At 68.7% G+C, this 25,889-nt stretch carries 27 protein-coding genes; 10 read left to right on the plus strand and 17 right to left on the minus strand.

Annotated features, from left to right (window positions below; all coding sequences use genetic code 11):
* Positions 1–87 precede the first annotated feature (87 nt).
* The 5 genes from OG584_RS09945 to OG584_RS09965 all read left to right on the plus strand — a co-directional run bounded on the left by OG584_RS09945 (position 88) and on the right by OG584_RS09965 (position 5,237).
* Entirely contained in the window at positions 88–1,026 is a 939-nt protein-coding gene (locus tag OG584_RS09945; RefSeq protein WP_164267514.1) for a cellulose-binding protein, read from the plus strand.
* 286 nt (positions 1,027–1,312) lie between these two features.
* Positions 1,313–2,311 carry an ABC transporter ATP-binding protein gene (locus OG584_RS09950; protein ID WP_405777099.1) on the plus strand — a complete coding sequence of 333 codons (999 nt, stop codon included), beginning with the start codon at positions 1,313–1,315 and terminating at the stop codon, positions 2,309–2,311.
* A 1-nt stretch (position 2,312) separates the two neighbouring features.
* Entirely contained in the window at positions 2,313–3,080 is a 768-nt protein-coding gene (locus tag OG584_RS09955) for an ABC transporter permease (protein WP_405777101.1), read from the plus strand.
* Between the two features lie 151 nt (positions 3,081–3,231).
* Positions 3,232–4,383 (plus strand): ATP-binding cassette domain-containing protein, encoded by a 1,152-nt coding sequence (locus OG584_RS09960; protein WP_405777102.1) that lies wholly within the window; start codon positions 3,232–3,234, stop codon positions 4,381–4,383.
* Positions 4,380–5,237 carry an ABC transporter permease subunit gene (locus tag OG584_RS09965; protein WP_405777104.1) on the plus strand — a complete coding sequence of 286 codons (858 nt, stop codon included), beginning with the start codon at positions 4,380–4,382 and terminating at the stop codon, positions 5,235–5,237. The genes OG584_RS09960 and OG584_RS09965 overlap by 4 nt, the downstream gene beginning before the upstream one ends.
* A 14-nt stretch (positions 5,238–5,251) precedes the next feature.
* Here the strand turns inward: OG584_RS09965 and OG584_RS09970 are convergent, their stop codons facing one another.
* Positions 5,252–5,584: an ATP/GTP-binding protein gene (locus OG584_RS09970; protein WP_405783974.1), complete on the minus strand. Its 333-nt coding sequence runs from the start codon at positions 5,582–5,584 to the stop codon at positions 5,252–5,254.
* A gap of 219 nt (positions 5,585–5,803) precedes the next feature.
* On the opposite strand from OG584_RS09970, the gene OG584_RS09975 reads away from it, so the two are divergent.
* Positions 5,804–6,835: an LLM class flavin-dependent oxidoreductase gene (locus OG584_RS09975; protein ID WP_405777106.1), complete on the plus strand. Its 1,032-nt coding sequence runs from the start codon at positions 5,804–5,806 to the stop codon at positions 6,833–6,835.
* Between the two features lie 87 nt (positions 6,836–6,922).
* Here the strand turns inward: OG584_RS09975 and OG584_RS09980 are convergent, their stop codons facing one another.
* A complete protein-coding gene (locus tag OG584_RS09980) occupies positions 6,923–7,315 on the minus strand; it encodes an SCO5389 family protein (protein ID WP_405777108.1) in 393 nt (130 codons plus the stop codon).
* A gap of 214 nt (positions 7,316–7,529) precedes the next feature.
* On the opposite strand from OG584_RS09980, the gene nucS reads away from it, so the two are divergent.
* Positions 7,530–8,201, plus strand: a complete 672-nt coding sequence (nucS, locus tag OG584_RS09985) for an endonuclease NucS (protein ID WP_405777110.1) — start codon at positions 7,530–7,532, stop codon at positions 8,199–8,201.
* A 93-nt stretch (positions 8,202–8,294) separates the two neighbouring features.
* Here nucS and OG584_RS09990 read toward each other — a convergent pair whose 3' ends face one another.
* From OG584_RS09990 to OG584_RS10005, 4 genes are all read right to left on the minus strand, one after another.
* Positions 8,295–10,898: an ATP-binding protein gene (locus OG584_RS09990; RefSeq protein ID WP_405777112.1), complete on the minus strand. Its 2,604-nt coding sequence runs from the start codon at positions 10,896–10,898 to the stop codon at positions 8,295–8,297.
* Positions 10,899–11,089: 191 nt separating this feature from the next.
* Entirely contained in the window at positions 11,090–11,413 is a 324-nt protein-coding gene (locus OG584_RS09995; RefSeq protein ID WP_405777113.1) for an STAS domain-containing protein, read from the minus strand.
* 146 nt (positions 11,414–11,559) lie between these two features.
* Positions 11,560–12,408: a 3-hydroxyacyl-CoA dehydrogenase family protein gene (locus OG584_RS10000; RefSeq protein WP_405777115.1), complete on the minus strand. Its 849-nt coding sequence runs from the start codon at positions 12,406–12,408 to the stop codon at positions 11,560–11,562.
* A gap of 130 nt (positions 12,409–12,538) precedes the next feature.
* On the minus strand, positions 12,539–13,174 hold the full coding sequence (locus OG584_RS10005; protein WP_405777117.1) for a TetR/AcrR family transcriptional regulator: 636 nt from the start codon (positions 13,172–13,174) through the stop codon (positions 12,539–12,541).
* Positions 13,175–13,275: 101 nt separating this feature from the next.
* On the opposite strand from OG584_RS10005, the gene OG584_RS10010 reads away from it, so the two are divergent.
* The 3 genes from OG584_RS10010 to OG584_RS10020 are packed head-to-tail and all read left to right on the plus strand — an operon-like array spanning position 13,276 to position 15,416.
* Positions 13,276–14,058: an ABC transporter ATP-binding protein gene (locus OG584_RS10010; protein WP_405777119.1), complete on the plus strand. Its 783-nt coding sequence runs from the start codon at positions 13,276–13,278 to the stop codon at positions 14,056–14,058.
* Between the two features lie 11 nt (positions 14,059–14,069).
* Positions 14,070–14,819: an ABC transporter permease gene (locus tag OG584_RS10015; protein WP_405777121.1), complete on the plus strand. Its 750-nt coding sequence runs from the start codon at positions 14,070–14,072 to the stop codon at positions 14,817–14,819.
* 24 nt (positions 14,820–14,843) lie between these two features.
* A complete protein-coding gene (locus OG584_RS10020; RefSeq protein ID WP_405777123.1) occupies positions 14,844–15,416 on the plus strand; it encodes a cob(I)yrinic acid a,c-diamide adenosyltransferase in 573 nt (190 codons plus the stop codon).
* 324 nt (positions 15,417–15,740) lie between these two features.
* On the opposite strand, the gene OG584_RS10025 is transcribed toward OG584_RS10020, so the two are convergent.
* The 11 genes from OG584_RS10025 to OG584_RS10075 form a co-directional block, all read right to left on the minus strand.
* Positions 15,741–16,187 (minus strand): DUF2550 domain-containing protein, encoded by a 447-nt coding sequence (locus OG584_RS10025; protein WP_405777125.1) that lies wholly within the window; start codon positions 16,185–16,187, stop codon positions 15,741–15,743.
* Positions 16,188–16,305: 118 nt separating this feature from the next.
* Entirely contained in the window at positions 16,306–16,680 is a 375-nt protein-coding gene (locus OG584_RS10030) for a F0F1 ATP synthase subunit epsilon (protein WP_405777127.1), read from the minus strand.
* 129 nt (positions 16,681–16,809) lie between these two features.
* Complete coding sequence (atpD, locus tag OG584_RS10035; RefSeq protein ID WP_405777129.1) at positions 16,810–18,261, minus strand: F0F1 ATP synthase subunit beta; 1,452 nt, start codon at positions 18,259–18,261, stop codon at positions 16,810–16,812.
* On the minus strand, positions 18,262–19,179 hold the full coding sequence (locus OG584_RS10040) for a F0F1 ATP synthase subunit gamma (RefSeq protein WP_405777131.1): 918 nt from the start codon (positions 19,177–19,179) through the stop codon (positions 18,262–18,264). It abuts the gene before it with no gap.
* A gap of 20 nt (positions 19,180–19,199) precedes the next feature.
* Positions 19,200–20,795 carry a F0F1 ATP synthase subunit alpha gene (gene atpA, locus OG584_RS10045; RefSeq protein WP_405777133.1) on the minus strand — a complete coding sequence of 532 codons (1,596 nt, stop codon included), beginning with the start codon at positions 20,793–20,795 and terminating at the stop codon, positions 19,200–19,202.
* A 129-nt stretch (positions 20,796–20,924) separates the two neighbouring features.
* Positions 20,925–21,740 carry a F0F1 ATP synthase subunit delta gene (locus OG584_RS10050; RefSeq protein ID WP_405777135.1) on the minus strand — a complete coding sequence of 272 codons (816 nt, stop codon included), beginning with the start codon at positions 21,738–21,740 and terminating at the stop codon, positions 20,925–20,927.
* Positions 21,737–22,285 (minus strand): F0F1 ATP synthase subunit B, encoded by a 549-nt coding sequence (locus OG584_RS10055; protein ID WP_405777137.1) that lies wholly within the window; start codon positions 22,283–22,285, stop codon positions 21,737–21,739. Before OG584_RS10055 ends, OG584_RS10050 begins: the two co-directional genes overlap by 4 nt.
* A gap of 24 nt (positions 22,286–22,309) precedes the next feature.
* A complete protein-coding gene (atpE, locus tag OG584_RS10060) occupies positions 22,310–22,564 on the minus strand; it encodes an ATP synthase F0 subunit C (RefSeq protein ID WP_405777138.1) in 255 nt (84 codons plus the stop codon).
* Between the two features lie 74 nt (positions 22,565–22,638).
* Complete coding sequence (atpB, locus tag OG584_RS10065; protein ID WP_405777140.1) at positions 22,639–23,445, minus strand: F0F1 ATP synthase subunit A; 807 nt, start codon at positions 23,443–23,445, stop codon at positions 22,639–22,641.
* A 307-nt stretch (positions 23,446–23,752) separates the two neighbouring features.
* The gene (locus OG584_RS10070; RefSeq protein ID WP_405777141.1) at positions 23,753–24,196 is read right to left on the minus strand and encodes a hypothetical protein; all 444 of its coding nucleotides are present in this window, start codon (positions 24,194–24,196) and stop codon (positions 23,753–23,755) included.
* A 308-nt stretch (positions 24,197–24,504) separates the two neighbouring features.
* A complete protein-coding gene (locus OG584_RS10075) occupies positions 24,505–25,875 on the minus strand; it encodes an MraY family glycosyltransferase (RefSeq protein ID WP_405777143.1) in 1,371 nt (456 codons plus the stop codon).
* Positions 25,876–25,889: the final 14 nt, after the last annotated feature.

A 25,889-nucleotide genomic window follows, 5' to 3' on the forward strand; every position in this document is an offset into this window, starting at 1 on the left:
ATCAAACGGGCATCCGCTCGATGACACGCCGCTTCGGCCCCTAGGATTCCCCCTATCACCTCACCGGTCTCATTCGACAGGAACCCCATGAGCGACACTTCCTCCCCATTCGGCTTCGAGCTCGTGCGGCGTGGTTACGACCGCGGTCAGGTGGATGACCGCATTACCAAGCTCGTCGCCGACCGTGACAGCGCTCTGGCACGGATCACCTCTCTGGAAAAGCGCATCGAGGAACTCCACCTCGAGACGCAGAACGCGCAGGCCCAGGTCAACGACGCGGAGCCGTCGTACGCGGGTCTCGGCGCGCGCGTCGAGAAGATCCTCCGGCTGGCCGAGGAGGAGGCGAAGGACCTCCGTGAGGAGGCCCGTCGCGCGTCCGAGCAGCACCGTGAGCTCGCCGAGTCGGCCGCCCAGCAGGTCCGCAACGACGCCGAGTCCTTCGCCGCCGAGCGCAAGGCCAAGGCCGAGGACGAGGGCGTCCGGATCGTCGAGAAGGCCAAGGGCGAAGCGTCCACGCTGCGTTCCGAGGCCCAGAAGGACGCGCAGTCCAAGCGTGAGGAGGCCGACGCGCTCTTCGAGGAGACGCGCGCCAAGGCCGCCCAGGCCGCCGCGGACTTCGAGACGAACCTGGCCAAGCGCCGCGAGCAGTCGGAGCGCGACCTGGCCTCGCGTCAGGCCAAGGCCGAGAAGCGTCTGGCGGAGATCGAGCACCGCGCCGAGCAGCTCCGTCTGGAGGCGGAGAAGCTGCGTACGGACGCCGAGCGCCGCGCCCGTCAGACGGTCGAGACCGCTCAGCGCCAGGCCGAGGACATCGTGGCCGACGCGAACGCCAAGGCCGACCGGATCCGCAGCGAATCGGAGCGCGAGCTGGCGGCGCTCACCAACCGCCGCGACTCGATCAACGCTCAGCTGACCAACGTCCGCGAGATGCTGGCAACGCTGACCGGTGCCGCGGTGGCCGCTGCCGGTACACCGGCCGACGAGGAGCCCGCCTCCCGCGGCGTTCCGGCCCAGCAGACCCGCTGATCCGCTCATCCGCTGAGTCTTCGAACCGTCAGGTCCTCGAACTGCCAGGTCGTCGAACAGCTGAGTCGCCGAGCCGCTGAGTGACTGATACGTAGCTTCTCCCCCGGGGCCGCGTCCCGGTCCGCCCGCGGTATCGGCTTCACCCGGCAAGCCCCTCGTCATTCCAGTGGCGGGGGGCTTGCCGTGCGCCTAGCCTGGCCTCCGTGCTGCCCTCAGGATTCCGCGGCCCGGCCGGGGGCAGGGGGGAAGGCCAGGCGACTCATCCGATACAGCGAGGCGGAACGCAGTGATCGAACTCTCGGGGCTGACCAAACGTTATGGCGAGAAGACGGCGGTCGACCAGCTGACCTTCAGCGTGCGACCGGGCATCGTGACCGGCTTCCTGGGGCCCAACGGCGCCGGTAAGTCCACGACGATGCGCATGGTCCTCGGCCTGGACAACCCCACGGGGGGAGACGTCCGGATCGACGGCAAGCACTACGCGGATCTCAGGAATCCGCTGCGGCACATCGGCGCGCTCCTCGACGCCAAGACGATGCACGGCGGGCGTACGGCCCACAACCATCTGCTCTGTCTCGCCCAGAGCAACGGCATCCCGGCGTCCCGGGTCGGCGAGGTGCTGGAGACCGTCGGGCTCTCGCAGGTGGCGAAGAAGCGTGCCAAGGGCTTCTCGCTCGGCATGGGGCAGCGGCTCGGAATCGCGGGGGCGCTGCTCGGCGACCCCGAGATCCTGATGTTCGACGAGCCGGTGAACGGCCTCGACCCCGAGGGCATCCACTGGATCCGCAACCTGATGAAGTCCCTCGCCTCACAGGGCCGCACCATCTTCGTCTCCTCGCACCTGATGAGCGAGATGGCCCTCACCGCCGACCATCTGGTCGTCATCGGCCAGGGGCGGCTGATGGCCGACACCAGCATGGCGGACTTCATCGCACAGAATTCGCGGTCGTACGTGCGGCTGCGCTCCCCCCAGCAGGAGCAGCTCTTCGACGTGCTGCACCAGGCCGGGTACAAGCCGGTCTCGGCCGGCGACGGCACGCTCGAAGTGGACGGCACCGCCGCGGCCGACATCGGCGAACTCGCCGCCAGGAACCAGCTCGTCCTGCACGAGCTGAGCCCCCAGCAGGCTTCACTCGAAGAGGCGTTCATGCAGCTCACCGCGGAATCGGTGGAGTACCACGCACACGACGGGTCCACGCCGACGGCTCCGGGCGCGCCACCGGACCCGCGGCAGCAGCCGCCCGAGCAGCCCCGGTGGGGCCAGAACCCGCAGAGGGGGGCCTGACATGGCGGCCGCCCAGGTGATGCAGTCGGAGTGGACCAAGATCCGCTCAGTGCAGTCCACCGTCTGGACGCTGGCGAGCGCGCTGGTCGTGACGGTGGCGTTCGGGGCGCTGTTCAGCGCGCTCTCGAACAACCAGTTCAGCAATTTGAACCGCTCGGACCAGCTCACCTTCGACCCGACATCGGTGAGTTTCGCGGGAATCGTGCTCGGCCAGCTCGCGCTGATCGTCTTCGGGGTGCTCGTGGTGTCCAACGAGTACAGCACCGGAATGATCAGGATGTCGCTGGCCGCCGTGCCACAGCGGGGCACCTTCTATTTCAGCAAGCTCGTGGTGGCCACGGTGCTCGCGTTCGTCGTCAGCGTGGTGACGAGCTTCCTGACGTACTTTCTCGGCCAGGCGCTGCTCGGCGGCCACCGCTCCCACATCAGTGATCCGGGTGTCCTGCGGGCCGTGATCGGCGCCGCCCTGTACATGACCCTGATCACGCTGTTCTCGATGGGTGTCGCCTCACTGCTGCGCAGTCCCATGCTGTCGCTGGGCATCCTGATGCCGTTCTTCTTCCTGATCTCGAACATCCTGGGAAGCGTCTCCGCGACCAAGAAGGTCGGGCAGTACCTCCCCGACCAGGCAGGGAGCAAGATCACTCAGGTGGTGACGAGCGGCAGCGACGCCCCGTACGGCCCGTGGGCCGGGCTGGGCATCATGGCCCTGTGGGTGGCGGCGGCGGTTCTCGCCGGATTCGTCCTGCTGAAGAAGCGGGACGCCTGACAGCCGCCGCACCGCCGCGGCCGCGAACCGCCTGGTTCTCACGACTTGGCCGGAACCGTCAAGGCCTGGATATCCTCCTCACTCATACGGGGGTGTTCGGCCGGACGAGGCCAGGCCCCGACGACACGAAAAACGTCGATGGGGCTGGAGAATGATCGAGGCAGTCGGCCTGACGAAGCGCTACGGCGCCAAGACGGCCGTGTACAACCTTTCCTTCCAGGTGCGGCCCGGTACCGTGACCGGCTTCCTGGGGCCCAACGGCTCCGGGAAGTCGACCACCATGCGGATGATCCTGGGCCTCGACGAGCCGAGCGCCGGTCATGTGACGATCGGTGGCCATCCCTTCCGCAAGCTGCCGAACGCCCCCCGCCAGGTCGGTGCGCTGCTCGATGCCAAGGCGGTGCACGGCGGGCGCAGCGCGCGCAGCCATCTGCTCTCGCTGGCCCAGCTCTCCGGGATCCCGGCGAGCCGGGTGGACGAGGTGCTCGGAGTCGTCGGTCTGCAGGAGGTGGCCCGTAAGCGCTCCAAGGGGTTCTCGCTGGGCATGGGCCAGCGCCTGGGCATCGCCGCCGCCCTGCTCGGCGACCCGCAGGTGCTGCTCTTCGACGAGCCGGTCAACGGCCTCGACCCCGAGGGCATCCTCTGGGTCCGCAACCTGATGAAATCCCTTGCCGCAGAGGGCCGTACCGTCTTCGTCTCGTCCCACCTGATGAGCGAGATGGCCCTCACCGCCGAGCATCTGATCGTGATCGGCCGCGGACAGCTGCTCTCCGACATGAGCGTGAAGGACTTCATCTCGCACAACTCGGCGGACTTCGCGCGGGTCCGGACCCCCGAGGTGCCGCAGCGCGAGAAGCTGACGGCCGCGCTCACCGAGGCCGGCGGGCAGGTCATGCCGGAGCTGGACGGGGCGCTGCGGGTGACCGGGCTGCCGCTCGCGCGGATCAGCGACCTGGCGCACGGCGCGGACGTACGGCTGTGGGAGCTCTCGCCGCACCAGGCGTCGCTGGAGGAGGCGTACATGCGGATGACGCAGGGCGCCGTCGACTACCGCTCCACCGCTGACCACCTCTCCGGCTTCGGGCAGTCCGGGGGCCCGCAGCCCGCGCCGCCGGAGATGCCGCAGCCCGACTGGTACGCGCCTCCGCCGCCCGGACAGAACCTGTACGCCACTCCCCCGGCGGCCGCGCCCGCGCCGCCCGTGGCGGCGGGCCCGCCGGCGCCCGCCGTACCCGCGGCGCCCTCCGTGCCTCCGCAGAGCGCCCCCGCAGCGCCCGCTTCCGCCCCGAAGGACCTCCGATGACGACCCCAGCTCCCGCGCCGTTCCAGGCGTCGCATCAGCAGCCTCCGCAGCACCCGCACTACGTCTCCCCGATCCCGGTGACCGACGCGCACCTCGGCCACGCCGTCGCCTCGGAGTGGACGAAGATCAAGTCGGTCCGCTCCACGATGTGGACGCTCGGCGTGCTCATCGTGCTCGTCTTCGGCATCGGCCTGCTGTCGACGGTCGCCGTGCGGTCGTCCGGTTCCACGATGAACGGCACCCCGGTGCTGAGCATGGGCTTCTTCGGTGTCCTGCTCGGCTCCATGTGCGTCATTACGCTCGGCGTGCTGACGGTGGCGTCCGAGTACGGCACCGGCATGATCCGTACGACCCTGACCGCCTGCCCGAGCCGGGCGCGGGTGCTGACCGCGAAGGCGATCGTCTTCTTCCTGCTGGCGTTCGTGATCCTGACGGTGACGACCACACTGGTCGCGCTGTTCCAGTACGCGATGCTGAAGGGGACGGGCGCCGGGCTGCCCAGTGGCGGGCAGTGGATCCGCGCGACGGTGGGCGTCAGCCTCTACGTCGCCCTCCTCGGACTGCTGTCGCTGGCCATCGGCTCGCTGATCAGGCACTCGGCCGGTGCGATCACGGTGATGCTCGGGGTGGTGCTGCTGCCCCTGGTGCTGGCGCTGTTCATGTTCGCGCAGTCCTTGTCGGGTCTGCGCGAGAAGCTCTTCGAGTACTCGATCCCGAATCAGCTCAGCGCGTTCTACAGCACCTCGGTCTCCAGTTCGGGGCCGTCCGGCTGGCAGCCGCTGTGGATCCTGCTGGGGGTGACCGCTGTCGCGTACGCGGGCGCGCTCGCGGCGCTGAGCAGCCGCGACGTCTGAGACGGCCGGCCCGGTCAGTACCTGGGCGCGTTACGGGACCGCTGCACCCTGGAGGTGCGGCGGTCCTTCGCGTTCCAGCAGGCCTTGTGCCAGTGCCTGCGGTCGTCGACCCCGCCGTACTCGGGCCAGGCCACCACGTGCGGCACCCCCGACGGGATCTCCTGGTCGCAGCCGGGGCAGCGGTAGCGCTTGCCCTGTGCGCTCGCCCCGCTGACCATGCGGACCGACCACTCCTCGCCCTGCCACGACTCGGTGGCCTGGAGGCCGAAGCGGTCGGCTCCCCCACCCCCGCCGACGGGCTCGCTCGGCTTCTCGCCCCCACGGGGGCGGTTGCGGCGCGGGGACACGTAACACCTCACGGGGCAGACCGGACAGTTTCTCGCTCGGTCCAGCGTACGGGCAGCGGAACGGCACATCCGTACCGCTCACCGTGAGAACGTGAAAGCCCTGGGGCTGGTCTTACCGGAAAATCACAACAACTTTGCGGTGGGCCGTGCCCTTGGCACGTGTCAGGCGTTGTTGCCGGTAAGGGGAGAGTCGCGTCGGCCGCAAGGAGGCAGAAGGCGATGCGTGTTGGGGCATTTGTACTGGCAGCCCAGTTCCCGGGGCAGGGACAGGAAGAGGCTCTGCACCGCGCGGTGCGGACCGCCGAGGTCGCCGAGGAATCCGGGCTCGACTCGGTCTGGCTGGCCGAGCACCATTTCGTGCCGTACGGCGTGTGCCCGTCCGCGGTGACACTGGCCGCACTGCTGCTCGGCCGCACCCGGCGGATCCAGGTCGGTACTGCGGTGAGCGTGCTGCCGACGGCGCACCCGGTCGCGCTGGGCGAACAGGCGGCGCTGCTGCACATCACCTCCGGCGGGCGGTTCAGCCTCGGGGTGGGGCGCGGCGGGCCCTGGGTTGATCTCGAGGTCTTCGGCGCCGGCATCGACGCGTACGAGAGCGGCTTCCCGGAGTCGCTGGACCTGCTGCTGAGCTGGCTGCGCGGAACCAGCGTGTCGGCCGCCGGGGAGCGTTTCCGCTTCCGTGAGGTCCCGGTCGTGCCGAGGCCTCAGGAACTGCGGTGCGGCGAAGTGCCGGGCCCCGAGGTCATCGTGGCCTGCACATCACCTGCCAGTGTGCGGCTCGCCGCCGAGCGCGGGCTGCCGATGCTGCTCGGGATGCACTCGAACGACAGCGACAAAGCCGAGATGATCGCCCTGTGGCGGACCCACGCGCGGGCGGCGGGACATCCACCGGAGACCGTCGCGGGCGCGGGACACGTGGCGGCCGGGGTGGCACAGATCGCGGACCGCCGGGCCGAGGCTGCCGAGACCCTGGTCAAGGCGATGCCTGGCTGGCTCAAACAGGGACTGGACGCCCATGTGACCGTCGACGGGAGGTACCGGGCGATGCGGGACCCCGTCGCGTACACGGAGATGCTCTGCGCGATCCACCCGGTGGGTCCTCCCCGCCTTGCTGCCGACCGGCTCGCGGCCACGGCGGAGAGGACCGGCATCACGCGCTTCGCGATGCTTGTGGAGGGTTCGGGCGATGTGGCGGCCACCGAGGAGAACGTACGGCTGATCGGAGCCGAAGTCATCCCGCAGTTGGGCTAGTTGACCCAGGCCCTGGCAGGCCGGACCGGCCGCTGCCGCCCCGGCAGCCAAGACACCTCCTGCGGTGCGGAGCGGCAGTCCGGCGCGTCAGCAGTCCCTGAGTTCCGGAGACTGGTTCAGCAGCTGGCCCCGGATCGAGGTGAACCGGCCGAGCCGGTCGTCGACCGAGGGATCCAGCGGGAAGACCGCCACACGGTGGCAGTTCTGGAATGCCAGGCGCACCCCGAAATGCCGCTGCAGCGCTCCTCGTATCGCGTCACTCGCGAGTGCGCGCAGCAGCTGGCCGCGCGCCTGCTCATTGGGGGGAGGCGTCTGGTTGTCGGCGAACTCTCCGCCGTCGACCTTCAGCTGGGCCACCAGAGAGCTGATCATCTCCCATGCGTAGGGCAGGGAGGTCCGGACGCAGTCGACGAAGTCCGCTTCATCGACCTCGCCTCGCTCGGCCTGTTCGAGTAGGGCCGGTGAGACGTCGAGCGACATGGGTTCTCCTCTCGCGACCCCGGAGAATCCGGGGCCTTACGGGCAGGGGCGGGAGGACCGCGACGCAGAGTACACGCGCGACAACCTCCTGCTTCCACGGTATGCGTGTGCAGGCGCCCGCACCAGGAGAATGGGCACACAACCGGCCAATAACGAACGGGGTTGTTCAGGGCGAATCGCGTACAACCCGCGGTGTCGAGTAGCGTTGCCGACCATGCGTCTCGTCATCGCCCGCTGCTCCGTCGACTATGCGGGCCGCCTCACCGCCCATCTCCCGTCCGCCCCGCGCCTGATCCTGGTCAAGGCCGACGGAAGCGTCTCGATTCATGCGGACGACAGGGCGTACAAACCCCTCAACTGGATGTCTCCGCCCTGCACTCTGAAGGAGGGGAGCGGGGACGATGCCGGCCAGTGGACCGTCGTCAACAAAGCGGGCGAGAAGCTCATCATCACGATGGAGGAAGTCCTCCACGATTCTTCGCACGAGCTCGGGGTCGACCCGGGGCTCATCAAGGACGGCGTGGAGGCCCACCTCCAGGAACTCCTCGCCGACCGCATCGAAACCCTCGGCGAGGGCCACACTCTGATTCGGCGTGAATACATGACGGCGATCGGCCCGGTGGACATCCTCTGCCGGGACGCGGACGGCGGGACCGTGGCCGTCGAGCTCAAGCGGCGCGGCGACATCGACGGCGTGGAGCAGCTCACCCGCTATCTGGAGCTGCTGAACCGGGACCCTCATCTGGCGCCGGTGAAGGGGGTCTTCGCGGCGCAGGAGATCAAGCCACAGGCACGCGTGCTGGCGACGGACCGCGGGATCGAGTGCGTGGTGCTGGACTACGACGCGATGCGGGGCATCGAGGACGACAAGCTGCGGCTCTTCTGAGGGCCGGACGGCAGGGCGAAGGGCCCCGGCGGATGTCCGCCGGGGCCCTTCGCCGTACCGCGCCGTGCCCGGCCGGCGCAGGCGTGGACCGTGTCAGTCCGCCGCGGGAGCCGTGGAGGTGTCCGACGGGGTGGACGTGCTTCCCGTACTCCCGGAGGGCACCGGCCCGTTGGAGGACCCGGAGGGCCGTACGGCGCTCTGGGACACCGAGGGCGAACCGGCGGGCGGCGGGTCCTCGGTCGTGGAGTCCGACGGCGTGGGCGTCGGGCTGTCCGGCGGGTCGCTCGGCGAGGTCGAGGGAGTGCCGGACGGCGAGTGCGAGGGCTTGGTCGGGGGCGAGTGCGACGGCTTCGTCGGCGGCTTGCCGCTGGAGTGGGAGGGCTTGTCCGACGGCGACGAGGGCTTGCCGGACGACGAGGAGGACCCGTCCGACGGCGTACCGCTCCCGGAGGGCTTCGTGCTGCCGGTGGCACCCGTGTCGCCGGGAGACGGGGAGCCGGTGGTGCCGCTCCCGGCCGAGTTGTCCGATTCGCCGGGTGAACTCTGGGACGGGTCGTCCGCGCTCATGCCGTCCTTGCCCCCGTCGTCGTCGTTGACGGACCTGCCCGTCCTGCCGTTCCCGGTGTCCGGGTCGCTGTGGCTCGTCGCCCCGAGGGTCACCACGGTGCCGAGCACACCGGCGAGGAGCACACCGGCTCCGGCCGCCACCAGATTGCGCCGGGCGCCTCCCAGCACCGTGCGGCGCTTTCCGTGCGAAGCACCGCCCGCCGGCACCTCCCGGGACACCAGCGTGATGTGGTCGTCAGCGGGGGCCGGGGAGAGCGAGACGACCGCGCCGGCCGCGCCGACGGGTGATGTGACCTGGTCCTCACGTCCGGTCGGCGGAGGCACGAAACCTTCGGACGGCGTGTCGGCGCCACCGGGGACATAGCCCCCCGCCACGAATCCGCCGAGCGACGCTGCCCCCGAGCGGTCGGCGATGAGAGCGAGCGCCCTGCGCCCCGCGACCGTGCCCGCCTTGTCGGCCAGCGCGCCGCGCAGCGCTATGGATGCCTCCAGCTCGGCCAGTGCCCGGTCGGCGTTTCCGGTGCAGAGCGCCAGGACACCCAACTCATGGTGGAAATAGGCCTCTTCGGCAACCTCGCCGGAGAGCCTGGCGGCCTCCTGGCCGGTGCGCAGGGCGCGCTCCCAGGCGCTCCAGTGCAGTCCGGCCGCGAAGGCGGGGGCGGCGCTGCGGGCAAGCAGCACGGCGGCGCTGGGGTGTCCGGCGTCGGAGCCGGGCACGAGCGCGCTCATCGCGGCGAGGACGGCGTCGGCTTCGGCAGCGGCCCGTTCGGGCGCCACGGAGGGGTGACCGGCCCACCAGGCGTAGTGCTGTGCGGCGGCCCGCGCGTGTCCGGCGGACCCGTCGGCGTACCCGCCGGCCTCCAGCTGCTGGGCGACGCCGGCAGCGAGGCGGTAGTGCGAACCCGCCGGGGAGAGCAGCCCGCACTCGGCGAGCTCCCCCATCGCCGCGTCGGCGTGGGTGTCGCCCACCAGCGCCGGCAGATGGGCCTGGTGCGGCACCTCGCCGCCGAGCGCCACGGCAAAGGCCAGTGTGGCCCGTGCCGCGTCACTCAGCCGCTCGGCGAGCAGCTGGGCGGGCGCGGCGCCCTGGCCGAGGGTGGGCAGCTGCACATCGGGGGCCTCGCCCGGCATGCCGTCGGCGCTGGAGCCGTCGGTGAAGACCTCGTCGGTACGTGGCCCCGGGTAGGCGCCGGGGGTACCGGGGGCCGCGCCCAGCAGATCGCGCTGGCGCAGCAGCGCTCCCGCCTGGACGAAGCGCAGGGGCAGCCCCTCGGACTCGAACCACAGGTCGCCGGCCCAATTGGCCTCCTCATCGGTGAGCGGCCGCTCCACGGCACGCTCCAGGAGGTCGAGGGACGCACCGCGCCCGAGGCCGCCGAGGAAGACCTCCTCCAGGTGGGACTCGGCGAGAGGACCGGTCACGTCCGGGGTGACGGCGAACAGGAAGGCGCACTCGGGGGCGGCATCGAGCAGCTCCTCGAGCGCGGCTCCGCCGAACTCCAGGTCGTCGAGGACGACGATCGCGCCGATCCCGTGCACGAGGGCGAGGAGCTCGGTCCTGTCGGGCCGGTGGAGGGGTGCGCGGTAGACGGCGGCGAAGAGCGCGTGCAGGAGGTCGGCGGGGGTGCGGTGGTAGCCGGAGAGCCGGACGACGCCGTCGGGCGCGAAGCCCGAACAGTCCCGGGCCACGGCGTCGAGCAGGGAGCTGCGCCCGGAGCCGGCGGGACCCGTCAGACGCACGGACCGCCCGCGCGCCAGCAGCCGTACCAGCCGCTCGCGCTCTTCCTGCCGCTCCAGCAAGGGGAGTTCGGGGCCGGCGGGCCCTGGCGGCACCGGTGGCCCCGCGGCGCGCAGCAGGTCCCCGCGCTCCTGTGCGCCGTAGCGGGTGGGGGCGCCGGGGTGTTCGCCCGGCGGGCAGTGTTCGATCTCACTGCCGTCGACCGGGTTCACGGTGACCAGGAAGTCACCGGTGACGAGCCGGACGGTGCGGGCGCGGGTGGGCGCCTGCTGTCCGAGGTCGGGTGCGAGCGGATCACGCGGAGGTCTGGGCGCGGCAGGGCCGCCGGGCGGTGCCGGACGGTGGCCGGAATCCTGGCCGTACTCGTCCGGTCCACTGTTCATCGGGTCCATAGGTGAAAGCCCCCAGCTGGCGTTGCGCGCGGTCTGCCCTCCCGGCCTCGCACACCACGCTGTCGCTTCTGGTCCGGTGCCTACCGCACATGGGTTCGTCAATCAGTAGGCGACCGAACCCTAGACCTTCGGCCAGTATCCGTCATCTTCCGGGGTGCCCGGTGCCAGGACCGGGTGGTTCCCTGGGCGCGTCACACGCGGGGCAGGCATTCGGCGGCGATTCCGCCCTCGATGGCCAGAATGCGGTGCAGCCGGGTCGCCACCAGGAGGCGCTGCATCTGCGGCGGCACCCCGCGCAGCACCAGGCGGCGGCCGCATCTCCCGGCCCGCCGGTGGACGCCCATGATCACCCCGAGGCCGGTGGCGTCCCACGAATTGAGCTCGGTCAGGTCGAGTACCAGATCGCCGACACCGTCGTCGACGGCCGAGTGCAGGACCGTACGGGCGTCCGCCGCGCTCCGGACGTCGAGGCGGCCCCCGACGACCAGCTCGGCGTGGTCGCCCCTGATATGCATATGCGCTCCCCGAGAGTTCTCGGACTCCGTCACGTCTTTCACGTCTGTCACTGAACTGACTGCCCCGCCGGGAAAGAAGTTGCCGTCCGTAAGCGAACCGATACCGAATTCACCTCACCGGGTGATCGCGGGGCAGTCTGTGCGATTCAGTGCTTGTAGAATCCCTGCCCGCTCTTCCGGCCGATGTCACCCGCGTCGACCATTCGGCGCATCAGCTCCGGTGGAGCGAACTTCTCATCCTGGGATTCCGTGTAGATGTTGCCGGTGGCATGCAGCAGGATGTCGACACCGGTCAGGTCCGCGGTGGCCAGCGGCCCCATGGCGTGACCGAATCCGAGCTTGCAGGCGATGTCGATGTCCTCGGCGCTGGCGACGCCCGACTCGTACAGCTTGGCCGCCTCGACGACGAGAGCCGAGATGAGCCGGGTGGTGACGAAGCCGGCCACATCGCGGTTGACGACGATGCAGGTCTTACCGACCGACTCGGCGAACTCCCTTGCGGTGGCCAGGGTTTCGTCGCTCGTCTTGTATCCGCGGACCAGTTCGCACAGCTGCATCATCGGGACGGGCGAGAAGAAATGCGCCCCGACGACCCGCTCCGGGCGCTCCGTGACGGCCGCGATCTTGGTGATCGGGATGGCCGACGTGTTGGAGGCGAGGACCGCGTCCTCCCGTACGAGCTTGTCCAGCGCGCGGAAGATCTCGTGCTTGACCTCCAGCTGCTCGAACACCGCCTCGACGACGATGTCCGCGTCGGCGACCGCGTCCAGGTCGGTGGTCGGGGTGATGCGCGCGAGGGCCGCGTCCGCGTCGGCGTCCTCCAGCTTGCCCTTCGCGACGAATCGCGCGTACGACGCCTTGATGGCGTCGGTCCCGCGGGTCACGGCCGCATCGGTGACATCGCGCAGGACCACGTCCCAGCCGGCCTGGGCCGACACCTGCGCAATTCCGGAACCCATGAGTCCGGCTCCGATGACAGCGAGCTTCCTGGCCAATTGGCACCCCTTTGACGGCTTCCTGCAAACGGCTCTGGGGCGGAGGCTATAGGGAGCGGGGCGCCTTGTGGTGGCTAAGAGATGCGCGTCACGTCCCACATGGCGGACATCACACTCCGGGGCGTCATCCTCAGGCCTTTACCGCGTAGTTGAGCACTTTCTCCCCCAGAACCTCTTCCATGTCGTCGAGGAGATCCAGGGCCCGCCGGGAGACTTCGGCCGGAGCGTGGCCGGAGATCATCTCGTCCCCGATCCAGGCCATCAGCGTCGCCTGGATCCAGGAGAGCTGACCGGCCACCAGCGTCGGGAGCGTGTCCGACACGGCCGCACCCGTCTCCTCGCGCAGGGCCGCCTCCACGTTCGCCAGGGACTGCTGCTGGATGTGCCACATCCGGGAGCGGAGAGTGTGCGCGTCCTGCACGACGCGCATGAAGCGGTCGTAGCCCTCGAGGAGGCCGACCGTGGGCGAGACCGCAGCCACCTGGTCCCGCAGCTCGCGAAGGACGGCGCGCGCCGCCGACTCGCCGGGGTCACGGGCACGCACATAGCGCGCGAGCCGGTCCACCACACCCTTGCTGCGGTCCAGGAAGAGGTCCTCCTTGGCCGGGAAGTAGTTGTACACCGTGTTGACGGAGACCTCCGCGGCCTCGGCCACCTCCGCGACGGTCACCGCGTCGAAGCCCCGCTCCAGGAACAGGCCGGTCGCCACGTCCGAGATGTACTGCCTGGTCCGGCGCTTCTTGCGCTCCCTGAGCCCCTCAGCCATGCCCTCATCGTATGCGGGCCACTGAGATCGATGAATACTTGGTGGCACCCCAACTTTTAAGTCGATTGCAAAACTCAAGTGACTCTGTTTTTCTGGGTGCCATGCCAATCATCAGTACGTCCGGGCTGGCCCGGACCTTCACCACCAAAGCCGGCCCGGTGGAAGCCGTACGCGGGATCGACCTGAGTGTCCGCGCGGGCGAGATCCTGGGCTTCCTCGGCCCCAACGGCGCCGGCAAGACCACCACCCTCCGGATGCTCACCACCCTGCTGGCGCCCAGCGCCGGCACGGCCACCGTCGCGGGATGCGACCTGGTGCGGGACCCTGCGGGCGTCCGCCGGAGGATCGGTTACGTCGCGCAGGCCGGCGGGGTCGACCCCCAGATGTCCGTACGCGAGGAACTGGCCACCCAGGGCCGCCTCTACCGGCTGAGCCGGACGCACGCCACGGCCCGCGCCGGCGAGCTGGCGGCCGAACTGGGCCTGACCGCCCTTCTCGACCGCAAGTGCGCCGCTCTCTCCGGCGGCCAGCGGCGGCGCCTGGACATCGCGATGGGCCTCACCCACCGGCCCGACGTGCTCTTCCTCGACGAACCCACCACCGGCCTCGACCCCGGCAGCCGCGCCGATCTGTGGGAGCTGGTGCGCGCCCTGCGGGAAGAGCACGGCACCACCGTCATCCTGACGACGCATTACCTCGACGAGGCGGACGCCCTGGCCGACCGGCTGGTCGTCGTGGACAAGGGCGCGGTGGTGGCCGACGGCACACCCGGAGCGCTGAAACTCCAGTACACCGGGTCGATCGACGCGACTCTCCAGGACGCCTTCCTCGCCATCACCGGCCGCACCGCCGCAGCCGACGAGACCGCCCCCGTAGCCGTGTAGGAGCCCTTCAGATGTTTGTGCACGACATCGCGCTGATCTTCGGCCGCTACGCCCGGCAGACGGCGCGCTCCAAGTTCCAGATCCTCTTCGGCGTCCTGATGCCGCTGCTCTACCTGCTCTTCTTCGGACCGCTGCTGACCGGTCTGCCACTCGGTTCGCGCGGCGACTCCTGGCAGGTACTGGTCCCCGGCCTGCTCCTCCAACTCGCCTTGTTCGGGGCCTCGTTCAGTGGCTTCGCCATCATCATCGAGAACCAGACCGGGGTGTTCGACCGGATGCGGGCGACCCCGGTGAGCCGGCTCGCGCTGCTGCTCGGCCGCGTGCTGCGGGACGCAGCGCTCTTCGTCCTCCAGTCCGTGCTGCTGGTCGTGGCCGCTCTGCTGATGGGCCTGCGGGCGCCGCTGGGCGGGGTGCTGATCGGCTTCGCCTTCGTGGGCGTCCTGACGGTGGCGCTCGCCTCGCTCTCGTACGCGCTGGCCCTGAAGGTCTCCAAGCCGCACGAGTTCGGCCCCGTCATCAACGCGGTGACCATGCCGTCCATGCTGCTCTCCGGGCTGATGCTCCCCATGGCGCTGGCCCCGGGCTGGCTGAACGTGCTGTCGCACTTCATGCCGTTCCGCTACCTGGTCGACGCGGTACGTGCGGGCTATGTGGGCCAGTACGCCGGTACGGCCATGCTCTACGGGGTACTCACTGCGGCGGCCCTGGCGGCCGTCTCCGTGACAGTGGGCACACGTGTCTTCCGCAGGGCCGGCGGGTGAGCGCGGGCCATTAGGCTCGGCCGCATGGTCAATCTGACGCGCATCTACACCCGTACCGGCGACAAGGGCACCACCGCGCTCGGTGACATGAGCCGGACCGCCAAGACCGATCTGCGGATCTCCGCGTACGCGGACGCCAACGAGGCCAACGCGGCCATCGGTACCGCCGTCGCGCTCGGCGGCCTGGCTGACGAGGTCGTGAAGGTGCTCGTCCGCGTCCAGAACGACCTGTTCGACGTGGGGGCCGACCTGTGCACGCCCGTCGTGGAGGCTCCGGAGTACCCGCCGCTGCGGGTGGAGCAGTCCTACATCGACAAACTGGAGGCGGACTGCGACCGCTTCCTGGAGGGCCTGGAGAAGCTGCGGAGCTTCATCCTGCCCGGCGGAACACCCGGGGCGGCGCTGCTGCACCAGGCGTGCACGGTGGTGCGCAGGGCCGAGCGCTCGACCTGGTCGGCCCTCGAAGTGCACGGCGACGTGATGAACGAGCTCACGGCGACCTATCTGAACAGGCTCTCCGACCTGCTGTTCATCCTGGCACGCACCGCGAACAAGGAGTTGGGGGACGTCCTGTGGGTGCCGGGAGGCGAGCGGTAGGGGCGGTCACGGCCGCCTTTCCGCAGGGGGGGCCTCCGCTTCCCTGGCCTCATCTCCACCGCGCCGGAGCGCCCACCCCACGGCTCGGGGTGCCCTCGGGTCCACCGCGGTCATCGGCATCGGCGCCACGCCAGACGCGATAATGCGGACACGGCCCAGGGGTCGACGCGTGGCTCGGCGCGGCGAGGCGCGGTGCCGGGCCGCGCGACCCGGGCGGGCATAGTGCAAGGATCCCCAAGCCACATTGCCCCTCCCCCCGGACTCCGTCCAGGGGCACCCCCAACCAACGAGAACCTGCTTAAGCCACCTGCTTAAGCCACCTGCTTAAGCCACATTGACTCGTTGGCCGGGTGGGGCGGCTTCCAGCCAGGCGAGGAAGCCGGTCAGGGCGTCCTCGCTCATCGCGAGTTCGAGCCGGACACCCCGGTGGGAGCACCGGAGCACGGTCGCGTCGGAGAGCAGCGCCATCTCCTCCTCGCCCTCCGGCGTACGCCGGGAGACGACCTCGATGGACTGCCGCTCCAGCGTCCGGCGCGGGCGCGGGGCGTACGAGAAGACGCGGAACCACATGATGCGGTCGCCGCTGTACCGGGCGACCCCGTACACCCAGCCCTTGCCGGACACATCCGGTTTCTCCGGGAGATCCCAGCGCACACTGCAGTCGAACGTGCCCCCGGAGCGCTGGATCAGCCGCCGGCGCAGGCCGAAGACGAAGAGTCCCACCGCTACCAGTACGACGACCAGGCCGCACACAAGCAGAGCGAGGGTCATCTACACCGACCTCCTCGCCTCATGCCGTAAGGGAACTGGTTATGCATCGCCTCAGCCGCGACCCGGTCCGGATGCTTCCGGACGGGCCGCGGCTGAGGTCAAATCTCGGTGGGAGGCGTCAGTTCCCCGTCACCGCACGCAGTCGGACATCGGCGCGCCGCTCGGCGACCGCGTCATCCTCCGACTTCGCGCTCTCCAGGGCGCGCTCGGCGCGCTGGACATCGATTTCGTCCGCCAGCTCAGCGATCTCGGCGAGCAGCGAAAGCTTGTTGTCGGCGAAGGAGATGAAACCGCCGTGCACAGCGGCGACAACGGTCCCGCCGTCGCTCGTACGGATCGTCACCGGGCCCGATTCCAGCACACCGAGCAGCGGCTGGTGACCGGCCATGACGCCGATGTCGCCGGACGTGGTGCGCGCGACAACCAGGGTCGCCTCGCCGGACCAGACGTTACGGTCCGCCGCGACCAGCTCGACGTGCAGCTCAGCAGCCAAGGGTGGCTCCTCGGGTCACCACCCGGCACTGCTGCCGGGTGTTGGGTCAAAGTCTAATGGGCGTACGGAGAGGGGCGGGACATACCCGCCCCTCTCCAGGAGTCTGATGACTCACACGGGTGACCCGGCTCAGGAGACGCCGAGCTCCTTGGCGTTGGCCTTGAGGTCCTCAATGCCACCGCACATGAAGAACGCCTGCTCGGGGAAGTGGTCGTAGTCACCGTCGCAGATCGCGTTGAACGCGGTGATCGACTCGTCGAGCGGCACGTCCGAACCGTCCACGCCGGTGAACTGCTTGGCGACGTGGGTGTTCTGCGACAGGAAGCGCTCGACACGACGGGCGCGGTGGACAGTGAGCTTGTCCTCCTCGCCCAGCTCGTCGATACCGAGGATCGCGATGATGTCCTGGAGGTCCTTGTACTTCTGAAGGACACCCTTGACGCGCAGCGCGGCGTCGTAGTGGTCCTTCGCGATGTAACGCGGGTCCAGGATGCGGGACGTCGAGTCCAGCGGGTCGACCGCCGGGTAGATGCCCTTCTCCGAGATCGGACGGGACAGCACGGTCGTCGCGTCCAGGTGGGCGAAGGTGGTCGCCGGCGCCGGGTCGGTCAGGTCGTCCGCGGGGACGTAGATCGCCTGCATCGAGGTGATCGAGTGACCGCGCGTCGAGGTGATGCGCTCCTGCAGCAGACCCATCTCGTCGGCCAGGTTCGGCTGGTAACCCACCGCGGACGGCATACGGCCGAGCAGGGTGGACACCTCGGAACCGGCCTGGGTGTAACGGAAGATGTTGTCGATGAAGAAGAGCACGTCCTGCTTCTGCACATCGCGGAAGTACTCCGCCATGGTCAGACCGGCCAGGGCGACCCGCAGACGCGTGCCCGGGGGCTCGTCCATCTGACCGAAGACAAGCGCCGTCTTGTCGATGACGCCGGACTCGGCCATCTCCTCGATCAGGTCGTTGCCCTCACGGGTACGCTCACCGACGCCCGCGAACACCGACACACCGTCGTGGTTGTTCGCCACGCGGTAGATCATTTCCTGGATCAGGACGGTCTTGCCGACACCGGCACCACCGAACAGACCGATCTTTCCACCCGTGACGTACGGGGTGAGAAGGTCGATGACCTTGATGCCGGTCTCGAACATCTTGGTCTTCGACTCGAGCTGGTCGAAGGCCGGAGCCTTGCGGTGGATCGGCCAGCGCTCGGTGATCTCCGACTCGGCCTCGGGGTGGTTCAGGATCTCGCCGAGGGTGTTGAAGACCTTGCCCTTGGTGATGTCGCCGACCGGCACCGTGATGCCGTTGCCGGTGTTGACCACCGGGGCCTGGCGGACCAGGCCGTCGGTGGGCTGCATCGAGATCGCGCGGATCACTCCGTCACCCAGGTGCTGGGCGACTTCGAGGGTCAGGGTCTTGAGCTTGCCGTCCTCGGCCGGGTCCGCAACCTCGACCTTCAGGGCGTTGTAGATCTCCGGCATCGCGTCGACGGGGAACTCCACGTCGACGACCGGGCCGATGACCCGGGCAACACGGCCCATGGCGGCGGCCGTCGCCGCCTCGTCGATAGTCGTCGTCATTTACTTGTCACTCCCCGCGGTCGCGTCGGCCAGGGCGCTTGAGCCACCGACGATCTCGCTGATTTCCTGGGTGATTTCGGCCTGGCGGGCCGCATTGGCAAGCCGGGAGAGGCTCTTGACGAGATCCCCGGCGTTGTCGGTGGCCGACTTCATCGCGCGACGGCGTGCGGCGTGCTCGGAAGCAGCCGACTGCAGAAGCGCGTTGTAGACACGGCTCTCGACGTAACGCGGCAGCAGTGCGTCGAGAACGCCCTCCGCCGACGGTTCGAACTCGAACAGCGGAGGCACTTCGGCCTTCGTGTCCGACTCCTCGGCGGACTTGTCGAGACTGAGCGGCAGCAGCCGGTTCTCGACCGGCGTCTGCGTCAGCATCGACTGGAACTCGGTGAAGACGATGTGGAGCTCGTCCAGACCGCCTTCGGCCGTGTCCTGCTGGACCGCCGCGATCAGCGGTGCCGAGACGTTCTTGGCATCCGCGTACGTCGGGTTGTCGGTGAAACCGCCCCACGACTCCGAGACCTTGCGCTCACGGAAGCCGTAGTAGGCGACACCCTTGCGGCCGACGACGTAGGTGTCGACGTCCTTGCCCTCACCGCGGAGCCGCTCGGTGAGCCGCTCCGCCGCCTTGATGGCGTTGGAGGAGTACCCGCCGGCCAGACCGCGGTCGCTCGTGATGAGCAGGACTGCGGCCCGGACCGGGTTCTCGGCCTCCGTGGTCAGGGCGTGCTTGGTGTTGGAGCCGGTCGCCACCGCGGTCACCGCACGGGTGAGCTCGTTGGCGTACGGCATCGATGCCTGCACCTTGCGCTGCGCCTTGACGATGCGCGAGGCGGCGATCATCTCCATCGCCTTGGTGATCTTCTTGGTCGCGGTGACGGATCGGATGCGACGCTTGTAGACCCGGAGCTGGGCTCCCATGAGTCAGGTCCCTTCCGTCGTCACTTGGAGACGCTGACGGCCGGCGCGTCGTCGCCGAGGAGCTTGCCGTCCGAGGTCTCGAACTGCCGCTTGAACCCGGCGATGGCGTCACCGATCGCGGTCACGGTGTCGTCCGACATCTTGGCGCCCTCGCGGATGGAGGTGAGGAGTTCCTTGCGCTCACGGCGCAGGTGCTCCAGCAGCTCCTCCTCGAAGCGGCGGATGTCCTCGACCGGTACGTCGTCCATCTTGCCGGTGGTGCCGGCCCAGACGGAGACAACCTGCTCCTCGACCGGCATCGGCTGGTACTGGCCCTGCTTCAGCAGCTCGACCATGCGCTTACCGCGCTCCAGCGACGCCTTGGAGGCCGCGTCCAGGTCGGAACCGAAGGCGGCGAACGCCTCCAGCTCGCGGTACTGGGCGAGGTCCACACGGAGGCGGCCGGACACCTGGCGCATGGCCTTGTGCTGGGCGGAGCCACCGACACGGGAGACCGAGATACCGACGTTCAGCGCGGGCCGCTGCCCGGCGTTGAACAGGTCGGATTCCAGGAAGCACTGGCCGTCGGTGATGGAGATGACGTTGGTCGGGATGAACGCCGACACGTCGTTCGCCTTGGTCTCGACGATCGGGAGGCCCGTCATCGAACCGGCACCCATCTCGTCGGAGAGCTTCGCGCAGCGCTCCAGCAGACGGGAGTGCAGGTAGAAGACGTCGCCCGGGTAGGCCTCACGGCCCGGCGGACGGCGCAGCAGCAGCGAGACGGCGCGGTAGGCGTCGGCCTGCTTCGACAGGTCGTCGAAGATGATCAGGACGTGCTTGCCTGCGTACATCCAGTGCTGGCCGATGGCCGAACCGGTGTACGGCGCCAGGTACTTGAAGCCGGCCGGGTCGGAGGCCGGAGCAGCGACGATCGTCGTGTACTCCAGGGCACCCGCCTCCTCCAGCGCACCGCGCACGGACGCGATGGTGGAGCCCTTCTGGCCGATGGCGACGTAGATGCAGCGGACCTGCTTCTTCTCGTCGCCGGAGCGCCAGTTGTCACGCTGGTTGATGATCGTGTCGACGGCCAGGGCGGTCTTGCCGGTCTGGCGGTCGCCGATGACCAGCTGACGCTGGCCACGGCCGATCGGCACCATCGCGTCGACAGCCTTGTAGCCGGTCTGCATCGGCTCGTGCACCGACTTACGCACCATGACGCCGGGAGCCTGCAGCTCCAGCGCACGGCGGCCGTCGGTCGCGATCTCGCCGAGGCCGTCGATCGGGTTGCCGAGCGGGTCGACGACGCGGCCGAGGTAGCCCTCGCCCACACCTACCGAGAGCACCTCACCGGTGCGCTGCACCGGCTGGCCCTCCTCGATACCGCTGAACTCACCGAGAACAACAGCACCGATCTCGCGCTCTTCGAGGTTCAGCGCAAGACCGAGCGTGCCGTCCTCGAACTTCAGCAGCTCGTTCGCCATGGCCGAGGGAAGACCCTCGATCTTGGCAATACCGTCGCCGGCCACGCTGACCGTACCGACCTCCTCGCGCGAGGCCGCGTCCGGCTTGTACGACTGGACAAAGTTCTCCAGCGCATCCCGGATCTCCTCCGGCCGGATCGTGAGCTCCGCCATCTGGGTTCCCTGCTCTCCTTGTTGGGCCCGAAGTCTTTGGGGGTCTGGGGGCGACCCCCAGGAATCTTCTGCAATTTCTGCACGGCCCAACCGGGCCGCTCTTCTTGCTCTGCTGTTGTGCCGGCAGCCTCAGCCGGCCAGTCGCCTGGACGCCTCGTCGAGACGCTCGGCGATCGTGCCGTTGATGACCTCTTCACCGACTCGCACCGAGATCCCGCCGAGGACCTCGGGGTCCACGTCCAGGTTCAGATGCATCTGGCGGCCGTACAGCTTCGCCAGCGCGGCGCCGAGACGCTGCTTCTGCCCGTCGGTGAGCGGCACCGCCGATGTGACGACGGCGACGACACGGTCCCGGCGCGCGGCAGCGAGCCTGGACAGGGTCTGGAGACCCGCCTCCAGGCTACGTCCCCTGGGGTGCGTCACGAGACGCACGACCAGACGCTCGGTGACCGCGTTCGCACGGCCGCCGAGCAGGCTGCGCAGCAGCTCGCTCTTGGCGGTGACGGTGGCCGCACGGTCGGTGAGCGCGGCTCGCAGTGCGGTGCTCGACTCGACGATCCGGCCGAACCGGAACAGCTCGTCCTCGACGTCGTCGAGTGCACCGGCCTGCTGGGCCGCGGTCAGATCGGCGGTGGCTGCGAGCTCCTCCACCGAGTCGACCAGGTCACGCGAACGCGACCAGCGGGAACGGACCATGCCGGCGACCAGGTCGACGGCCGGGCCGCCCACCTGTCCGGACAGCAGCTGCCCCACGAGCGCGGCCTTGGCCTCGCCCTCCCGCGCCGGCTCGGTGAGGACCCGGCGCAGGGTCACCTCGCGGTCGAGCAGCGTGGTGACCTCGGCCAGCTGGTCCGCGAGCTGCGTGGCGTCGACCGACGGGGTGTCGGTCAGCGCCTCAAGACGCTCACGTGCGGCGGCCAGCGCCTCGCGGCTCGCTCCGTTCATCGCGTGGCCTCGGCCTTCGAAGCGCTGTCCTCGAGGTCGTCGAGGAAGCGGTCGACCGTACGGCTCTGCCGGGCGTGGTCCTCGAGGGACTCGCCGACGAGCTTTCCGGCCAGCTCGGTCGCGAGCTTGCCCACGTCCTGACGGAGCGCGGCGGCCGTGGCCTTGCGGTCCGTCTCGATCTGGGCGTGACCCGCGGCGACGATCTCCTCGCGCTGCCGCTGGCCTTCCGCCCGCATCTCCTCGATGATCGTGGCGCCCTGCTCGGTCGCTTCCTGGCGCAGGCGTGCAGCCTCGTGCCTGGCCTCGGCGAGCTGTGCCTTGTACTGCTCGAGCGTCTGAGTCGCCTCGGCCTGAGCCTCGGCCGCCCGCTCGAGACCACCCTCGATCGCGTCCTGACGCTCATCCAGAGTCTTCTGGATGTTCGGCAGGAGCTTCTTTCCGAGAATGCCGAAGACGATGAAGAAGCAGAGCAGGCCGACAATCAGTTCCGGGATTTCGGGGATCAGCGGATTCTGCGCCCCCGCTTCCGCCAGGAAGGTCATCATGTCTGAACCTTTCGTCCGGTACTGCTACTTGGCCGAGAAGATGAAGGGGACGACCAGGCCGAGAAGCGCGAGGACCTCACAGAGCGCGAAGCCCAGGAACATGTTGGTACGGATGATCGGCATGGCCTCGGGCTGGCGGGCCATGGCCTCGATCGAGTGGCCGAAGACCAGACCGATACCGACACCGGGGCCGATCGCGGCGAGACCGTAGGCGACGGCGCCCAGGTTTCCCTGAATAGAAATGTTGCTGGCGGCGAGGTTGACAAGCTCGGCAGACATCTTCCTGTCTTCCTGTGTGATGCGATCCGCTGGGGGACTTCCCAGCGGAGGTCTGATGGGGACGGGCGCGGGGGTCAGTGACCCTCTTCAAGCGCTCCGCTGATGTAGATCGAGGCGAGCAGCGTGAAGATATACGCCTGGAGGAACTGGATCAGCACCTCGAAGGCGGTCATACCGACGGCCAGGACGAAGGAACCGCCCGCGACGGCCGACAGGAAAGAGGGGGTGAGCAGGTACCAGCTGGCAACGCTGAACATGACGATCAGCATGTGGCCGGCGAACATGTTGGCCCAGAGTCGCACCGCGAGGGTGAACGGCCGGGTGATCACGTTCTGGATGAACTCCAGGAGCACGATCAGCGGCACGAGCGGCTTGGGCAGACCCTCGATCCAGACCAGGTTCTTGACGCCGCCCTTGAAACCGTGCGTCTTGAACGTGAGGTACATGTACGTGATGAACACCAGCGCGGCAAGTCCGACCGGGAACGCGAAGCGCGAAGTGGCCGGGAACTGTGCCAGCGGAATGATGGACATCACGTTCATGATCCACACGAAGAAGAAGATCGACGTGAGGAAGGGGACGTACTTGTTGCCCTTCTTGCCGATCACTTCCCTGGCAATGCTCCGCGCGACGAAGTTGTAACCGATCTCGCCGACCAGCTGGAACTTCCCCGGCACCAGCTTCGGCTTGTTGAAAGCGGCCCAGAAGAAACCGACAACAAGCAGCATGCAGATGACTGCGAGAAGCATCGGCTTGGTGAAGTCGAAGCTGCCGATGCTGAAGATCGGCTTGAAGTCGAACGAGTGGAGGCCCGGCGCCGGGAAGCCACAGTCCGCATTGATGTGGCACCCGCTTTCAGCGAGCAGCGTTTGGGCACTCACCCGTGACTCCTTCGTCGTGACGCATAAGTAACGGCAACCTTGTGTGTCAGCGCGGCTGCTGGGGCCGCTTGTCGGCACTGGGGACGTGGTGGTGTGGCGGTGCCGCCGCGGTGTGCTGGAAGCATCCGCCGAGGACCGGGCATCCCGGATTCCGCGCCGTGTTCACAGCTGCCGGGCCGAGTACGCCGCCGGTCGTGAGGGCTGCACCCTCCTCCGCCCATCAGGCGGGAGGGGCCTTCACTGGAAGCGATTCCGGACGATAGCAGACCGGGATCAACTCCCTTTAGGCCCCCCCTACACCCCATGATCAGGACTCCGTCTTCGCCAGGTCCGCCGGCCCCTTGGCGGGGACGGAGGGCTCAGGATCCACATAGAGCATGCGGCTCGTGAGACTGTGCCGGACCTGGCCTCCCACCCATGCCAGCGCGGTGACCAGCAGAGTCAGGGCGAACGCGCGGCCGTTGAACAGTGTCGTGTGACCGAAAGCGATGATGAAGACACCGATGAGCAGGATCTGCACGGCGTAGACCAGCAGGCCTGCCGTCATCGCCACCTGAGGCTTGTCCCGGGTGATGCGCATCAGGGCGGCGAACCCGAGCACGAAGAAGACACCGACGACGGCCAGTGCCACCAGTCCGCCGATCAGGCCCTTCTCGCCGGCGACGAGCGCACTGACAACGGTGGCGACAATACCGACAGGGGCAGCGATGATCGTCGCGCCCCGGAGGATCCGGGCGTCGTTGGACGGCATGCGAACAGCTCCAGAAGGAGTTGGGGGGTGGATATGCATGTGGTGACTGACGGCGACTCGTCGATGGTCTTACGTCGATCAGAGGTTAGCGCCGGGAGATGCGCCGGGAGACAGCTGCGGCTCGCCCAAAAGACCTTCCTACCAAGGCCTTTCGGTGCTTCAACCGGTGGTAGTGAACGCTATCACAAACTATTTGATGAGGTCTTTACCATGATGGTGTGCTGCCCGTCACACATGAGAGTCAATCTGCGCGTCTGTGCACGCGAGCCGCCGGTTTGCCTGATATTGGCGGCTGTTGAGTCAAATGCTCAACGCCACGTCCTGGTATCGCGTCGATCAGGAAGCCCGGATCGGGGACCAATTGCTGTCGCCCCGTTGACGCCTGCCGGAATCGGCTCTTTTCCGTGCACACCGACGAGCGCGGTGGGATCTTCCATTTCAGCGGAATTGCCCGACTCGTCGGATTCTGTGGCGGCTGCCGTCTCCGGTTCCGCTCCGGCGGCCGGACGGCGGCGCCCGCGGTATCGGGGCGGGACGAAATGCTGGGCCCATTTCGGGGCGCGCGGAGTGAAGCGCGGCATGAGCAGCAGCACGAGGCCGACGGCGCTCAGCACCACGACCGCCAGCAGGATCCAGGTGGATGTGGAGCGCACCGAGTAGGCCAGGGCGCCGAAGGCGAACAGGGCCGACCAGAAGTACATGATCAGCACAGCCCTGCTGTGCGAGTGGCCGATCTCCAGGAGCCTGTGGTGGAGGTGGCCGCGGTCGGCCGCGAACGGCGACTGGCCGTTCCAGGTGCGCCGGATGATCGCCATCACCAGGTCCGCGAAGGGCACCGCGATGATCGTCAGCGGCATCAGCAGCGGGATGAAGACGGGAAGCATGGCATGGGTGGCCTCGCGCCCGCCTCCCAGGTTGAGGCTCATGGCGTCCGGGTCGACCTGGCCGGTCACCGAGATCGCTCCGGCGGCGAGCACCAGGCCGATCATCATCGACCCCGAGTCGCCCATGAAGATCCGGGCCGGATGCATGTTGTGCGGCAGGAAGCCCAGGCACATGCCCATCAGCACGGCGGCGAAGAGGGTCGCCGGGGCGGCTGCCTCGATCCCGTACCCGTACCAGATCCGGTACGTGTACATGAAGAAGGCCGCGGCGGCGATGCAGACCATGCCGGCCGCGAGACCGTCCAGGCCGTCCACGAAGTTCACCGCGTTGATGGTGATCACCACCAGCGCGACGGTCAGCAGCGTGCCCTGCCACGAGGTGAGCGAGACGGTTCCGACGCCGGGGATGGGCAGCCACAGGATCGTCAGCCCCTGCATGACCATCACGCCGGCCGCGATCATCTGGCCGCCGAGCTTGATCAGGGCGTCGATCTCGAACTTGTCGTCCAGGACGCCGATGATCCAGATCAGACCGGCGCCGGAGAGCAGCGCGCGCGGCTCGTGCGACAGCGTGAAGACGCTCCCGAGGTTCTGGAGATGGGCCGCGACGAGGAGGCCCGCGCAGAGCCCGCCGAACATGGCGATGCCGCCGAGTCTCGGCGTCGGTTCGCGGTGCACGTCACGGGCACGGATCTCCGGCATCGCCCCGGCCATGATGGCGAACTTCCGCACCGGCCCGGTCAGGAGATACGTCACCGCGGCCGTGACGCAGAGCGTCAGCAGGTATTCACGCACGGGCTGCCCCACAG

This window comes from Streptomyces sp. NBC_00859 (genome assembly GCF_045161865.1).
Taxonomy (GTDB): Bacteria; Actinomycetota; Actinomycetes; order Streptomycetales; family Streptomycetaceae; genus Streptomyces.